The following is a 16,100-nucleotide window of genomic DNA, read 5'->3' as shown; positions in this document are numbered from 1 at the left end:
ATATGAAGATTTTAATTGTGTCGTTCTACTATTCTCCCGAGCTTGGGGCTGCTCCTTCCCGTATAACCAATATGGCTGAAGGGCTGAAAAGTCAGGGAGCGGAAGTGGATGTGTTAACTTGTTTGCCGAATTACCCTCAAGGACAAATATTCGAGGGTTATAGAGGCCGTTTGTCAAAAAAAGAAAAGATTAATGGCATAAACGTGTATAGATATTGGACTTATGCAACCGTGTCCAAGAATCCTTTTAAGCGAGCGGTAAGTATGATGTCATTTGCGACCATGTTATGGTTGTTTGCTTTTAAGATAAAGAAGATCCAGGGTTACGATAGGGTGATCATCCAAAGCCCTCCACTACCAGTGGCTGGTTCGGCCATCACGCTTTTCAAAAAAATATTCGGGCGCAAGACTCTTGTGAACATATCCGATTTATGGCCACTTTCTGCTGTTGAGCTTGGAGCAATGCGTGAAGGTGGGAAGATATATGATATTTTCGCGTGGATTGAACGTTATATTTATCGCAATGCAGACGGTATTTTCGGTCAGTCTGAAGAGATAATCCGGCATGTGAATCAATTTCCTTCGACAAAAAACAAGTTTGTATACCGTAATTTGCAGCAATATGCGGTTGCTGCTCAACCCAAAAGGAAGCACACGCCCTTTCGCATTGTATATGCCGGACTATTAGGTGTGGCACAAGATATATATTCAATTATCGAGAATATTCCGTTTCAGTCTATTGGCGCTGAGTTCCACTTGTATGGTGGTGGAAATCAGGCAGAAAAGATAAAAGAATATATAAATAAACATCCCGGTTGTTTCGTGTATTATCATGGATATGTAAAGAAAGAACAAATCGCCGAAGAGTTGTCAAGATACGATGCGTCAATTGTTCCACTTACCGTAGCAATCAAAGGAGCAGTGCCATCCAAAATATATGATCTCATACCTATTGGCATACCTATACTGTTTTGTGGAGGTGGAGAAGGGGCTGAGATCGTATCGAAATATTATTTTGGAATGGTTTCAAAGCCACATGATTTCAAACAATTACACAATAATATTATTGAGTTGATTAACCTTCCTGACGAAGAATACAGCACAATATCGAAGAACTGCCTGGATATGGCAAAAAATGAATTCGATTTTAACAAACAGATATATCGCTGTTACGATTTTATAAAATCAATCTGATGTAAAAATATAATTCAATGAAGAAAGTAATGTTGGTCTTCGGCACCCGTCCGGAGGCAATCAAGATGGCTCCGCTGGTGAAAGAATTCCAGAAACAGCCAGAACGGGTGGAAACTGTAGTATGTGTGACCGGACAACACCGGGAAATGCTGGACCAGGTATTGGATATATTCGATATTTGTCCAGATTATGACTTGAACATTATGAAGCAGGGACAAGACTTATATGACGTGACGTCCCGTGTATTGACAGGTATGCGTGATGTACTGAAAGAGGCAAGGCCGGATGTAGTGCTGGTGCACGGTGACACGACCACTTCTACTGCCGCTGCTCTGTCGGCCTTCTACCAACAGATTCCGGTAGCACACATAGAGGCAGGATTACGTACACATAACATCTATAGCCCATGGCCGGAGGAGATGAATCGACTTTTGACCGGACGACTGGCGACCTACCATTTCTCGCCTACGCCACTGAGTCGTAGCAATCTGATACGGGAAGGTATTGACGATCGGAATGTCATCGTGACCGGGAATACGGTAATTGATGCGCTTTATTGGGTAGTGGATAAAATTAAGAGCGACAAGGCGTTGGATTGTGAATTGGTAGGGATACTGGCAAAAGCCGGATATGACGTGAGCCGTTTGAATGGTGGTAAGAAGCTGGTGCTGATTACGGGACATCGTCGTGAAAACTTCGGTGACGGATTCATCCATATGTGTACTGCTATCAAAGACTTGACAAAAAAATACCCGGAGGTGGACTTCGTTTATCCGATGCACTTGAATCCAAATGTGCGCAAACCGATACATGACGTATTTGGAGAGGAATTATCCGATTTTGGGAACATGTTCTTCATTGAACCTTTAGAATATCTGAGTTTTGTCTATTTAATGGAAAAATCCACTATAGTATTAACCGATAGCGGTGGCATACAAGAGGAAGCTCCAGGACTGGGTAAGCCGGTATTGGTGATGCGCGACACAACGGAACGTCCGGAAGCATTGGATGCAGGAACGGTAAAACTGGTAGGTACGGATTATAACAGAATAGTAAATGAAGTATCTGTTTTGATTGACGATAAAGTCGCCTATGAAAAAATGAGCAAGGCAGTGAACCCTTATGGAGACGGGCTTGCTTGTGGACGTATTGTGAACGCATTGCTGTACAGAATATAAAAAGATGTGAGATTAAACCTGAAAATCAGACTATTAATATTTTTTAAGGTGATGATGATTCTGCTTTATAAGCGGAAAACGAGGAAGATGCAGATTCGTCCGGTTTCTAATTTCAAACGGGTGTATAACATTCAAGGATTACTATATGTTGTCACCACTAACTTCGGAAGAGAACGGGCATGAGAGGCATTTTGACCGCAACCGTCTGCAATATGATTCTGGATTTTAGTGTGAAGAAAAGGGGAATGGTAAATGAAAAAATTCCTGCGTATGGGTGTTCCTTTTGGGAACTTTTATTGTTTGGACTTTCTCCTATTTCTGGGTAGCATATACTAGTATGAGTGAATTTATCCATATTTCCAGTGCTGATATAAATAATGCTGGGAAAATACTCAGATTGGTGAGCGTTTTTAAGAAAAAATCACCCTACCCAAGTTTTGATTATAAGGGAAACTCCTCTATATAAATCAGCTGTAAAAGTAACAAGGATGCCTACTGTTGTTGTCCGTTTTGAACCTAATAAGAAAAATCCCGAGCGTGGTACAATTTATTACCGTATCTACAAAGGGCACAACCGGCGTATGGAGTTTTCTTCCCGTCTTCACTTGTCAGCTTCTTCCTGGGATGAAACAGCAAGGACAATCCGGGATGATTATCCTGAGTCCTGTCGTTTCCGTGTCCAAATTGAGGCGGATCTTCGGCTTTTGAACCGGATTATAACAGAAGATATTACCGGTCGACTGACAATGGGTGATATGATAGCCCTCTTTAAACAGCAAAGGACAATAATCAAATGAACTTTTTGACTTGTAAGTAAATAGGATGGTATCGTCTTTAACAGATTGCTATCTCCGTCTAGGCTTCCAGGTAACAGAATCCGAAGAGGGACTACGGATAGGCTTCAAGCCGGGAATGGCACATGCTATCGTGAAGGAGATTTGGAACGAGCAGCCTTTGACCCGTTCGGATGTTGAAAGGTTTTATGAAAAGCTTTCTTCACTGAACAAAGGATATCGAAATCTCTATTTCAGGATCGTGGCGCACGGTGGATTCCTGCCGGAGGCATTGGACTTTGAATTGCACGGGCTGACCGTTTCGGATGAAAGCTATATTGAAAGCCTCTTGTCCGGAAGACATGTGGAGCTTTATCCGCATAACGAAGCGGCTTACAGGGCGATCATGCGGGGATTCAAACAACACCGTATCGGTACGGTCGTGCAGGCTACCGGAACAGGGAAATCCTATTTGCTGGCACGCTATATCGCAGATCATGCAAAGGAAAATATATTGGTCTTTGCTCCGAACATCACGATTCTGGATGAGATCCGGAAAGCCGTCGGATTCTCCATTCCGCAAGTGACGTACCGGACATTCCAGTCACTGATTCGTAACCGGGAGGACAATGGGTTGTTACGGGCAGATCATATTCTTATTGATGAATTCCATCATTTCGGGGCGGAAATTTGGGGAAGTGCCTTGCAGGAAGTGATAGAAAACAATCCCTGTGCCTATGTCCTGGGAACGTCGGCAACGCCAATCCGTCCGGAGGGAATGATCGATACGGTGGATCTTTATTTCGAAGGAAATTTGTTTTATGAGCTTACCTTGCCGCAGGCTTGGTATTACAATATCTTACCGGTTCCGGTTCTGGTACAGAGTGTTTACGGGCTGGACAACGAACTGGACCGGCTGCAAAGAAAGCTGGAACGCAGCGGTTGTTCAAAAGGACGAAAAGAAAAGGTACAGAAGAAACTGGATCTGGCACGTGTGGATTTCAAAGAGGCTTTGGGGGCACCGGAAGTCATCCGGAAGTTCCTGCCGACAAGCGTACGCAAGCTGCTGGTATTCTGTCGCGATCTCACCGATTTGAAGCAGATGGTGCCAGAAGTATGCGGATGGCTCATGCGAGCGGGACGTGCCATTACTCCGTTCGAGATCCATCATGCCCAAGGTGAACGGCAGAACGGCCGGATACTGGATGCTTTCCGAGAAGAATCAGACCGGCTGCACGTATTGTTTTCCGTCAACATGCTGATAGAAGGACTGCATGTGGAAGGTGTGGATGCTGTCTTATTCCTTAGACGGACAGAATCATATATCGTTACCTTGCAGCAATTGGGCCGTTGTCTAAATGCCGAGGCTGGAAAACGGCCGGTCGTCTTGGATTTTGTCAACAATCTTTCAGGAAAATCGGTTTATGATGTGATGGCTCCCCACTTGGAGCGTCTATCTCTCCTTCCGTCACCCAAAGGATTCGAAGGAAACACCTCTTTTTTGACGACGGGTTTCCTATCAGACATACGGCTGCGCATAGAAGAGATATTGGCAGAACTGGAGCCCTGGCAGATTATGTATGAGAGGCTGATTGAATTCCGTCGGGAAGAAAACGACTGGCCATCAATTACGGAAGGGAAACTCGGTTTGTGGTGCAACACCCAACGCATTGCCTATAAACGGGGAAAATTGCAGGAGGAACGCCGCCGTCAGCTAGAATTGATCGGCTTCGAATGGAACCAGCTCGACTCCAAATGGATGAAAGAATACCGTGCGTTGAAAGTCTTCTTTGATACCTGCGGACGCTGGCCCAAACGTGAAGACGGCCCGCTTGCAACTTGGTGTTATACCCAACGGGAAAGGCGGAAGAATGGACGCTTGAGCAAAGAGCGCATCCGGGCTTTGGATGAGATCGGCTTTGTTTGGAATCAAGACCTTCAAAGGGAATGGATGAAGAATTACGAGGAGTTGAAGTCTTTTGTCGGAAAATATCAGCGTTTCCCTAAATCGACGGAGGGGAATCTGGGTGGATGGTGTCATACACAACGAAAAATGCACAAACTGGGGGAATTATCCCATGATCGCTGGCTTCTGTTGGATAAAATAGGATTTGTTTGGTCAGCGGAACAAGTCTGGCAAGGCAACTTTGAGCAGTTGCGCCTGTTCCATAACCGCCAAGGGCGATGGCCAGGTTGCCGTGAAGGAGCATTGGGACGTTGGTGTACCATCCAAAGACGGGATTACCGCAAGGGAAACATGTCAGATGAGCGAATAGTACAATTGGAGCGGATCGGTTTCCCTCTGAGCTGACAGGAAACATCTTTGAAACCATTGGGTTACGAAATATATTCCCAAATGTTATTTGCAGGAAATAGTATAGTGATAACCTGTGTAAGCAGATATAGAGTCTAATTTTATGAATAAATACGCATAAAATCAGAATTCAGATATGTACATAACTGATAGGAATTCTAGACACTTTTAAAAGATGTTATTGCCAAATTTCGTAGACATGGAAATGAAATTGTCACTGCATATAAATGACGATTTACAAAAGACGGTTATTACCAATGTCATGACTCTTGTCTGTCATAATAATGTAAGGAGCATTATTATGAACATCTTTTGACTTTCCTTTGAATGAAGCCAGTTTGAATATATAGGGTATGGCTACAATTTAAATAATCTTTATGCCCCACTCGGAATACTTGATTTGGGTAATTTTAAATATAATTGTCGGTTCTGCAATCACTAGTAGAAGCAATATACAGGAATTCTGAATATGCCTTTTTCGGTAACTGCAAATTGATTATACAATCCCCCCCATACACATACACTTAATTCCTCAACCTCTCTCTTGAATTTTTCCAATCCTTTCCCAAACTTTTTTTTTATTTTTTCCTTCAAATTTTTTCCCTAATCTAAAAAATGTCTATCTTTGTCCATAGAAGAGTTCCTCATAAGTATGAGGTTGTAAAATACTGAAATTAGCACAATCTCCAAATCGTTACCTTAGACTTTTCAAAACTTTCATAAGCGTTTGTCTTTCAAATCAATCCATCAATTAGATAAGAATTTAAAGTAACATCATCACCACCAGGACGTCCCGAAGTCTGCATAGCTGTCAAACCGGGCATACGTCCAGCCAACGCTGTTGATAAATTTGCAGCTGAACTCTGTTTTAATTCTTTTGTTTGAATGGCAGCAACAGCACCCGTTACTGATACTTTCTTCTGTGATCCATAACCTACAACTACAACTTCTTCTAGGGTCTTAGAGTCTTCTTCCATAACTATGGATATATTCTTCTTATTTCCGACTTTGACTGTCTGCGTAACATATCCAATATAAGAAACATGCAATACAGATTGAGGAGTTACTTTAATAGAAAATTTGCCATCAATGTCTGTAATCGTACCATTTGTGGCATTTTCCATAATATTTACACCAACTAAAGGGAAACCTTGGATATCTAATACAACTCCCGTTAGCTGTACAGTTTGCTGATGTACTCTAGTCTTTTCCTGTATAGTGAAAGTATCACTAGAATAAATATGCATAGGAGCCATCAACAATAAGGAAATCATGACTAATGATTTTCCTCCTACAGTTTTAAATCTGACTATTTTCATAAATATTAGCTTCGTTAAATAGAACAAGCTTAAGGACAAAGTTATTATACTTTCAAATGAATAAAAATAGACTCCAGTTATACCCTTAAAAAGGGTATAACCTTCTAAGGAACTTACAACCATTTATTTCTCACATAAATAAATTGAATCACAAATTTCAATAATTGCCTCAAATTAATACCATTAACATCTCTAAATTAGACATTATTATTAAGTAGAATAGGAGATCTACATAGTATCAATAATTCAACAACAAATCTAAAGAATCCCACTCTCAATTTTAATCGACTGAACAAATTGATCAAATCGATTATAATTGGGTTCTTACTGGTTACATTTGTTCTTTTCTTCATGATATATGATATTAATTCGATATAGACAAAGTAACCTATTATCCATTTATAACTTATTTTAAATTTGATTTTTTATGTTTCAAAATTGACAACACTTTAGTAATTTTATACTCAAACATAAGCATTCGGTAAACTACGTTGTAAATTTGGAGAATTAGTTCCGAATCAGTGCTATTCGTAGTCGATTCGAAATTAATAGTATCTATATTCGGAACAAGCCCAATTGAATTTTACCCAATTACGAGAGAGAAACTCTGTCATATCCTTTTCGTCTCTTTCGTAATATGGGACTTTTCTTAAAAAGATAAGTGTTCTGTAGCCAGTTTTCAAACTCAAGAATCATCGGAAAAGCTTCGCTGATACGTTTTTCCTTGCGTTCTTCTGCCGTGAGTCCGGTTTCATCGGCATCAGAATTTACTAATATAATGTATCGCCTGTGTGGCCAGAACCCTGTTCTCCTCCAAGGCATCCCGCATCTTCTTCTGATGTGTGCCTAGCAGCCGACCAGGGTGATTCCTTTAATCTGCTCAAACTTCCATATCGGATTTTCTTATCACTTTGTGACGGACGGTTTTCAGGATATATGCTTTTGCCGAAACGCGTTCCAAATGGGAACTTTCTTCCTTCCCGATTTCAATGAAATCATTCTTTAGCCTGCTTCTGCGTCAGTTGTCACTTCTGGATAAAGATTGATAACTTCTACTGGCAAAGAGGATATACCAAGGGAGTTGCGGACCAACTTCTCCTTAACTTTTATGTTTTTGGTGATTTCTTCCTCGTTCTTGCGAACTTCTTCCTCTATCCGGAATATTTCCATGGAAGACATTTCTTCCTTTAAGAACAAAAGAAGCTGATTAGGACCAAGTGGAAAACTCTTTTCATTTATCCGACCTAAGACCTTCTTTCTAAGCCAATACAAGGATTGCTCCAAAGAAGCAACCCTGTTAATGAGCATCGCTTTATCATGGCGAAGTATCTCAATCTCTTCCAATAAGGCTTTTCTGTTCTTCCATAAGCATCTGTATCTCTTTATTTCACATTGTAAATATACAAAATACAATGATATACAGAAGCTTTCAGGCTAAAAAGTCAGTACTATTTTCGAAGTTTTTGAAGGCTCTCAAATCACGGACTTCATGAAACTTTTGCGCATAGCGGTTGGGCAGTTATACAACAGATAGCGCATACTGTCATTAAGACTGAACATAGCTGCATGCTTGGATGATTGAAAACTGTTCCTTTTCGTTTATCTCATCGCAGATACGTATGACACATCCGGCTAGTGTGCGTATTTCTATCTCCTTCAACCCCACTGGTGAGTCCGTAGTGATACTTCCGACCGCTTGTACTGGCAAATAAAGAAACCAGAACAAACGAACCACCGTGTGGAAGTTCGAAAAACTCATCCCGGGCCGTTTTACCTGATGATTGTTCTGCGGCATAACGAGACTTGCTGTCATAAAATAGCCATGAAGGAATGTTTAGTTACTTCAGTCTAGACTTAATAAGTCATTTTATGCTCTTTGCTGTAGTTCATTATCTCTGCTACTTCTTCTCATGTCATCATAAATCTTATTTTTGGCACAAAAATAATGACGAAAGTTTGATGAAAAAATACGTGATCCACCGAATGCTTACGGACAATCCAGTTCCTATACATTATAATATATACAGATCCGGCCCGTCTAGAACGTTGCTTACGAAATCTATTGGAAAATGCACTGAAATACTCGGACGACGATGTTAAAATCACGGTCGTTTTATCTGAACATGACAATCATCTTTCTATCGCCATCCAGGACACCGGTTGGGGAATACCGCAAAAAGCACAGAAAAAACTGGGTAAACAGTTCTATCGTGTTCAAATCGAGGGGAAAAAAGTTCATCCCGACCATGGTCTGGGACTTTGCAGTGTGAAACAGTTAGTAAAAGAAATGGACGGATCGGTTACGTTCCGGAGTACGGAAGGATTCGGTTCCATTTTTATTATAACTTTACCTTGAAAGCTCCAGCACCACTATTTTTCGGGTAGATACAAAAAACCTTATCTGAGTTTTTTCTATTTCAAATAAGATTCCGGGGGATCATCAGCATGAAGGTTGACTTCATCGTCATGATGACCGTCTTTATAGCGACAAAGTCCTTTTTATCAGAAAAATACGAAAATTTGCAGCAATCCATAAAGAATGTAAAACATTATTGAATAAACAATATTATACAATAAGTATATCCCGATTCTGAACTTTTGTTACGGAATGCCCAATTCACAAGTGCCTCTTTTTCCTATAAAAGGCATTTACAATTGAGCATTCCAAACATTCATCAAAAATCAATCTATTCCATAAGCATTGATTTCAGCCAACGACGAATTACTTGCACGATAACTATCAGTAATTTTTATCTTAAAATAGCGTCCCTTTGTCGGTGTGATGCTGAAGATTTGCTCTTCGAGTACCTTCTGCGCTTCAAATGCACCGACTGCTGTCCAATTGAGCTTATCTGAACTGACAAAAAATTCACCACCCTTCACATCCCGGTAGCTATCATGCTGCCTTTCAGTCAAGCTGATGTTGGTCAAAGTTGTTTCCTTCTTCATATCCACAACGATTTCATGCGGAAGTGGAATCGATCCGCCACTCCATTGTGAATGCCAGAAAGTCGATAATTGCCCATCCAGCAAACATGTCGCCACACCGTTTCCGGCACCTTCTCCGGTCCGTTCTTCCGTATTGGCTTGTATACTCCAGCCCGCACGATCCAACTTGATTCCGACAACCCGAACTACCAACGGGTAGACGGCGTTTTCAGCAATATTGAACAGCGAAACATTATCCAAACGAATAGGTAACATATATTCTCCCGGAGTCAATCCGTTGCCGTTGAGCGTCACCGCCAAATCGGTCGTGCTCGTCCCCGTAGGCAAGGTGACAACATCTTCGAATGAATAGTTCCCTTCCGGAAACAGCTTATAAGCTGTGCCGTTCTCTGCGTTATAAGCTGTAACATATCCGGGATCTACGACAAACTGACATTCTACATCCCAATTGTTGTCCGTATCCAAACCGAAACCGACTTCAACTGACTCCGTGTTGAATCCATATGTGTAAGACAATGGCTGAATGTCGGTATCCGTGAACCCCATAGCCGGGGTCAACACATCTGTTATCCGGATAAACAATTCACTTTTATCGGCATTGACCGAGTCCTTCTCGCTCGTCAGGTAAAGCGGAAGCACATAAGTCGCTTCCGGATTCGCCTCCATCGCCGCACCGATCAAATCTGTCGACAACGAAAGCGTAACGACTTTACTACGTTCCTCCGACGCAAAATCCAATCGATCGGTGTCCATCGAATAAGAACCTGAAGGGATTATCCGATAGTCCGCGCCATAAAGTACATCGACTTCCTCTTGCGAGTGAACGGCTATTTCCCCGCTTGCCGTCAATGACGGATCACTACCACCCTTATAAACAGAGAAAGCATAAGTATTAAGCTCTCCCGTATTGTAAAGAGTGAGCTCCTGCGTACCGGATTTATTAATATAAAGCACTTTGTGGTATTCTTCCGGCACTAAGTTTTCCAATTCATATTTCGACTCGTCACAAGCTGTCAACAAAAGAACAGCCAGACATGCAATTCCTATATAATTCACTTTCATACAATTCGTTTTTTAGATTAATAACCAGGAGCTTGCACCAACTGAGGATCACTGTACAATTCACTATTCTTGATCGGAACCAAATACTGTCTGACGTTCCATTGGATCGGCTGGTCAATTGGCACGATTTGATTGAACTCCTCAAATGAAGGATTGACAGTCATTCCATTCAGCCCTTTAAATTCGGAGGGCTGCATTACTTGGTCGGCAATACGCCAGCGACGGACGTCATAATATCGGTGACCTTCGGCATGCAGTTCGATTGCCCGTTCATTACGTACCCATTCCATCAGTGACATGGTCGAAAGATCAGCTGTAGTCAACTTACGTACACCGGCCCGTTCCCGAATAACATTCAGGTTCTCTAACGCTTCATCTGTACGATCTAATGCTGCATAACATTCAGCCAAATTCAAATACAATTCCGCCATACGAATCAGAATGATCCGGAACTTGTCACCTGAAGTGGATCCGGAAGACAGATATACCCCGTTCGGCACGATGAATTTCTTATTCAAGAAACCGGTACCTGTTGCATTACGCGAATTAGAAAGTGAATAACCATTCGTATTGGAATTCTTCAAGTTCAGCCATAATGGGTTATTGTTGTTGATTAACGGCATATACTCGCAACCGTCATAGGCAATCCACGCATAGTAACGCGGTTCACGACCAACATTAAACTTGACAATATCATTCTTAATTTCCTCGCTATCCAATTGATCTTTCGACAACTCCGGACTGGAAGCTCCCTCATAGTAACGTGTCAGCCACTCGCTTTGCAAATAGAAATCCGGATCTTTAGCAGGAGGAAGACCGTTTTCCGTATAGAAACGGTTTACAGCCGCCCAAGTAGGTGCAGTCCCATGATAGCCTCCGGCCCACGAACCGTCACTCTTTTTGACAAGTCGGTTCGGAAGCCGCGATTTCGTGACACCGGCATCAATGCCATTCGCATCAAGATTGATAGCCCAAATGATTTCCTTGTTATTGAACCCTTCGTGCGCCGTAATCATATATTGAAACATCTGAACTCGCTTTTTGAACGATTGGTTTTCCTCCGTATCCTCTTCTTTCCCCGGAATGAATGGAAGCGGTACTTTATCAATAGCTGCCTTTGCTTCAGAAGCTTCAAGATCAAACAATTTATATCCGGCAGCTTCAGCAGCTGTTAACGCCTCCTTGCAAGCCGTCAAAGCACGTTCCCACTTGGCAGGGTCATATTTATTGCTAACCAACTCCATTCCATAGCCCGGCGTCTCATAATTGGTGTTCCGCCAGTTCGGATAAACAAATGAACCGTTCCAAAGAGGAGAAGCAGCATAGAGCAGCACACGAGCTTTCAAACTTTTGCAGATAGTGGCATCTGCACGGCTTAAATTTTCAGTGGTCTGTGTGGCCGGTAAAACTTCGGCTGCCGCATCCAATTTTCCTACAATCCAATCTACACAATAATCAAAATGCGAACGCCCCGGAATTTCGGACGGAAGGATGTTTTGATCTACTTTTGTTTCGATGATAGGACAAGGCCCATAGTTTTGCAATACTTTGAAATGATAATATGCTTCGAGAAACCAGCATTCGGCACGGTATTGTGCCTTCTCCTCCTCTGTCACACCTGCCGGGTTCAAACGATCCAACTGTTCCAAAAAGTAGTGGACATATCCAATGTAGTTATACAAATTCTCCCAGTCACCGATATCATCGGCCGCTGAAACGGTTCCGTACAGCATTTTCTGCATATTCCAGTCCCAGTCTTTCGGCTCGACATATTCATCGGTGGCCAACGAAGCATCTCCACTCCTCTCTCGCCAGAAAGTATATAGCGAGGTGCCTGAGTAAGCGGTAAAAAGGAAACCTAAAGTTGCTGACTCGTCCTTCATTGTGTCATCGAAATCCGGTTGTGCCGGTGGTATGACATCCAAATAGTTGCAAGAAGGGAATGCCAACAGACCGGCCGACAAGGCAATCTTTATATATTGTCTGATATTTTTTTTCAGTTTCATCTCGTTATTCTATTAGTTAATTAAACATTAGAAAGTAAATTGCACCCCCAGATTAAAAGTCCGCTGCAACGGATAAGCGTTCCAAGCCAATTCCGGATCCCACAACTTGAAGGGACTGAATACGGCCAAGTTATCACCGCTGAAATAAACGCGGCACATCGGGAAGGTATAACCCAATTCCAACGTTTTGAAACGAAGGAAATTGCCGTTACGCATCCAATAAGAACTCGGTTGGATATTACCCGCGATGTCAGTATTTGAAGTTCCTAAACGCGGGTAGAGTGCATCCGGATTAGGATTGTCGACCGACCAATGGCTCTCGGCAATCCACGACATCAAATTGCGTGGCAAAGATTCCTCCGGACCACCATCGCCACCGGAAGACAAAAATGGAGCAAAGCCGGAATTGATCATAATTTTACGTTTGGCCGAACCATTGAAGAAGACTCCGAAGTCGAATTTCTTCCAACGAACGTTCAACCCTAACCCATATTGGATACGCGGCATATCCCCGTAAGACGAAAGCATTACCTTATCCTCGGATGTGATCGCACCATCACCATCGATATCGCGATATTTAATATCACCAGGCATCGGCTTCGAACCTAACTGTGTTTGATCAGGCCAATTATTTATCTCTTCTTGACTGCTGAAAAGCCCTTCTGCCACATAACCGGTCAATCGATTCAACGGTTTGTTAGTTTCCGTTTGCCATACATAGGGATAATTCGGTTCGTCAGAAAACTTGTATTCGTTTCGATTATAGGTGAAGTTACCACGGAAGTCGACTTGCCAGTCTTTTCCAAATTGTTTTTTCCAATTGACACTGACTTCGAAACCGGTATTCAACACTTCGCCGATATTGCTCCAAGGCGTACTGCCCCAATAACCGAGTAGCTTTCCGAAGCTGGCACGTTTCATCAAGATACGGTCGCGGTAGTCACGGAAATAATCGAATGTAATGTTCACTTGGTTAAAAAGCGAAGCGTCAAGTCCGATATCCAACTTTTTCACATGTTCCCATCCTGCATTTTGTACGGCAAGAATATTGAAACCATGCCCCTGACGATTTAACCATTGCCCGGGAAGTCCCGAATGCCAAGAGGCACCGCTCCCAATAGCTACTTGATTTTGGTAAAGAAAATGTTGTGCACCACTGTTGAACTGGTCACTACCAACCAAACCGTATGATCCCCTAATCTTGAAATAATCCACATAATCGGCGATCGGCTCCCAAAACTGCTCCCCGCTTAATACCCAACCGAGAGACGCGGCCGGGAAGAACTCAAAACGATCCTCCTTTGCCAACCGTTCGGAACCATTGTAACCGAAATTGAACTCTACCAAGTAGCGGTTGTCATAATCATAAGTGGCTCGTCCTGAATAACCCTGGTTACGATTGGGCAAGACTCCATTACGATACTCTCTCATCATATACATGAACATGGCAGTCATATTATGCTTGCCAAACGAACGTTTCCAATCCAAACGGGCATCCAAATAGAATGTTTGATCGGCCTCTTTAGTGATGTCAGACTGGCTGATATAATCCGTACCAGTTTGCAAAAGTCGCAAAGCATAGGTATCATTTTCGGGATCGTAACTATCGGGCTGTACCTGATAGTAATAAGGAGATAGCGAACGGGTATAATAAGAGTTTGACCAATTTTTAAAGTTCACTAAAACCTTTGCGCTTAAACCTTTTGTGACAAATCCCAAGTCTTGCGAGATATCCAAAGAGGTATTCAGCGTATTGAAGTTGTCTTCCCTGAACGATCCCATCATGTATTGGTAAGGGTTTTCTCCGTAAGCCCCAGCTTTAATTTCGGCATTACCATAATAAATATGATCTTCTTCGCCAGGGAAATAAGCGGGGAAAGAGACAGGATTGGCATACATCACCTTTTTGTAGATATCAGTAGTCTTATTATTCGGTCCCTTTTGGCTACCGATTTGCGCCATCATACGAAGATTGACAGTCGTCGTATTCGTCAACTTATAACTGATGTTATTTTGAAAATTGTACTCCCAATGGTTAATGTTCGGATTGAAAGCTGAATTGTCCGCAGCATTGAGCAAACCTGTATCATGGTTTGCCTGCAAACTCATATAATAAGTAACACGCGACGCACCACCCGATACGTTCACATTAGCACGTTGATTATAATTTCCACTACGGAAAATCATGTCATACCAATCTACATTCGGATAGACATACGGATTGATACCACTTTCTGTCGCCGCAATGATCTCATCCGAATAACGTGGTGTAATTACTGTCGCGCTACGCGCCTGCTGCGCCTCGTTATAGGTGCGCATGAATGTCGGTCCATCAGCAAACTCCGGTGTATTCATCGGCTGGAAATAAGAAGCCTCGACCGACACGTTGACCGTTGCTTTTGTATTTTCCTTCCCATGTTTGGTTGTAACAAGCATGACGCCATTCGCACCACGGTTACCATAGATTGCCGTCGCCGAAGCATCCTTCAAAACCGAAAAACTTTCGATACTTTCTGCCGGAATACGGTTCAAGTCCCCAGACGATATTTCCACGCCATCCAACAAAATCAATGGAGTTGCCACACCACCAAACGTATTGATGCCACGGATATAGAACGCAGAAGTAGAACCCGGCTCACCACTGCTGTTCGTAGAAATGACACCAGCCAGTTTACCAGCCAGTGAGCTGGTCAATGAAGATGTCGGAGCTTTCAGCTGTATACCTTCTGTAGCTGTAATCGCGCCGGTAATAGATACTTTCTTCTGAGTACCGGCACCAACAACAACGACTTCGTCCAAAACTTTATTATTCCCCTCCATCTTAACGTTCAAGACGCCTAAATCACCCACTTCGATCGTTTGTGTCTTATAACCGATATAAGAGATTTCGATTTCATCTTTACCTGTTACTTCAATGGAAAACTTTCCGTCAAGATCAGTCACTGTACCTTGAGTAGTACCTTTAATGATAACATTTACACCGATCAGTGTTTCACCGGTAGAGGCATCCGTAACAGTACCGACTAACGTACGTTTAACAGGCGACTTACTTTGTTGGATTTCAGGGACGGGCAATCTATCTCCCGCATCAGCAACGGCATCCGGAGGACAAGCCCCCAACAAACCAGTACAAAGCAATAAAGCAATTGCAGGTCTCCGCTTTTTTCTAATTGAGATTAAATTCATAAGTTAACATTTTTATTTTATAATAAAAAAAATAGCCTAAAGATCCTAAAACACAAAGACTTATAATTTTACACGATTATACATTCTTTATATTTACATTAAGTTCTGCAAGAACTGCGG

11 protein-coding genes are annotated in these 16,100 nt (G+C 42.4%); 5 read left to right on the top strand and 6 right to left on the bottom strand.

Translation table 11 applies throughout. The annotated features are described in order from the left end of the window. Positions 1-2: 2 nt before the first annotated feature. The 4 genes from BQ9893_RS07050 to BQ9893_RS07035 all read left to right on the top strand — a co-directional run bounded on the left by BQ9893_RS07050 (position 3) and on the right by BQ9893_RS07035 (position 5,455). Positions 3-1,193, top strand: coding sequence for a glycosyltransferase family 4 protein (locus BQ9893_RS07050; RefSeq protein WP_075965465.1), 1,191 nt, complete (start codon positions 3-5; stop codon positions 1,191-1,193). Positions 1,194-1,210: 17 nt separating this feature from the next. Continuing rightward, complete coding sequence (gene wecB, locus BQ9893_RS07045; RefSeq protein ID WP_075965464.1) at positions 1,211-2,371, top strand: non-hydrolyzing UDP-N-acetylglucosamine 2-epimerase; 1,161 nt, start codon at positions 1,211-1,213, stop codon at positions 2,369-2,371. A gap of 488 nt (positions 2,372-2,859) precedes the next feature. Beyond that, positions 2,860-3,168, top strand: coding sequence for an Arm DNA-binding domain-containing protein (locus BQ9893_RS07040; protein WP_005649007.1), 309 nt, complete (start codon positions 2,860-2,862; stop codon positions 3,166-3,168). Positions 3,169-3,193: 25 nt separating this feature from the next. Next, complete coding sequence (locus tag BQ9893_RS07035) at positions 3,194-5,455, top strand: Helicase associated domain protein (protein WP_075965463.1); 2,262 nt, start codon at positions 3,194-3,196, stop codon at positions 5,453-5,455. Between the two features lie 737 nt (positions 5,456-6,192). Here BQ9893_RS07035 and BQ9893_RS07030 read toward each other — a convergent pair. The 3 genes from BQ9893_RS07030 to BQ9893_RS22030 all read right to left on the bottom strand — a co-directional run bounded on the left by BQ9893_RS07030 (position 6,193) and on the right by BQ9893_RS22030 (position 8,536). Next, on the bottom strand, positions 6,193-6,777 hold the full coding sequence (locus BQ9893_RS07030; protein WP_139322573.1) for a carboxypeptidase-like regulatory domain-containing protein: 585 nt from the start codon (positions 6,775-6,777) through the stop codon (positions 6,193-6,195). 1,002 nt (positions 6,778-7,779) lie between these two features. Continuing rightward, positions 7,780-8,121 (bottom strand): hypothetical protein, encoded by a 342-nt coding sequence (locus BQ9893_RS07020; protein ID WP_075965461.1) that lies wholly within the window; start codon positions 8,119-8,121, stop codon positions 7,780-7,782. 202 nt (positions 8,122-8,323) lie between these two features. Continuing rightward, positions 8,324-8,536, bottom strand: a complete 213-nt coding sequence (locus BQ9893_RS22030) for a hypothetical protein (RefSeq protein ID WP_227226343.1) — start codon at positions 8,534-8,536, stop codon at positions 8,324-8,326. A 237-nt stretch (positions 8,537-8,773) separates the two neighbouring features. Between BQ9893_RS22030 and BQ9893_RS07010 the strand changes: the two genes are divergently transcribed. After that, on the top strand, positions 8,774-9,133 hold the full coding sequence (locus BQ9893_RS07010) for a sensor histidine kinase (RefSeq protein WP_081415396.1): 360 nt from the start codon (positions 8,774-8,776) through the stop codon (positions 9,131-9,133). 326 nt (positions 9,134-9,459) lie between these two features. Here the strand turns inward: BQ9893_RS07010 and BQ9893_RS07005 are convergent, their stop codons facing one another. Genes BQ9893_RS07005 through BQ9893_RS06995 form a run of 3 tightly spaced genes read right to left on the bottom strand, consistent with a single transcriptional unit; the run spans position 9,460 to position 15,980 of the window. Beyond that, positions 9,460-10,788: a BT_3987 domain-containing protein gene (locus BQ9893_RS07005; protein WP_075965460.1), complete on the bottom strand. Its 1,329-nt coding sequence runs from the start codon at positions 10,786-10,788 to the stop codon at positions 9,460-9,462. 17 nt (positions 10,789-10,805) lie between these two features. Then, positions 10,806-12,794: a RagB/SusD family nutrient uptake outer membrane protein gene (locus BQ9893_RS07000; RefSeq protein WP_075965459.1), complete on the bottom strand. Its 1,989-nt coding sequence runs from the start codon at positions 12,792-12,794 to the stop codon at positions 10,806-10,808. Positions 12,795-12,821: 27 nt separating this feature from the next. Continuing rightward, entirely contained in the window at positions 12,822-15,980 is a 3,159-nt protein-coding gene (locus BQ9893_RS06995; RefSeq protein ID WP_075965458.1) for a SusC/RagA family TonB-linked outer membrane protein, read from the bottom strand. Positions 15,981-16,100: the final 120 nt, after the last annotated feature.

Origin of the sequence: Parabacteroides massiliensis (assembly GCF_900155425.1) — a bacterium.
GTDB lineage: Bacteria > Bacteroidota > Bacteroidia > Bacteroidales > Tannerellaceae > Parabacteroides > Parabacteroides massiliensis.
This window is presented reverse-complemented; position numbering and strand designations above follow the sequence as displayed.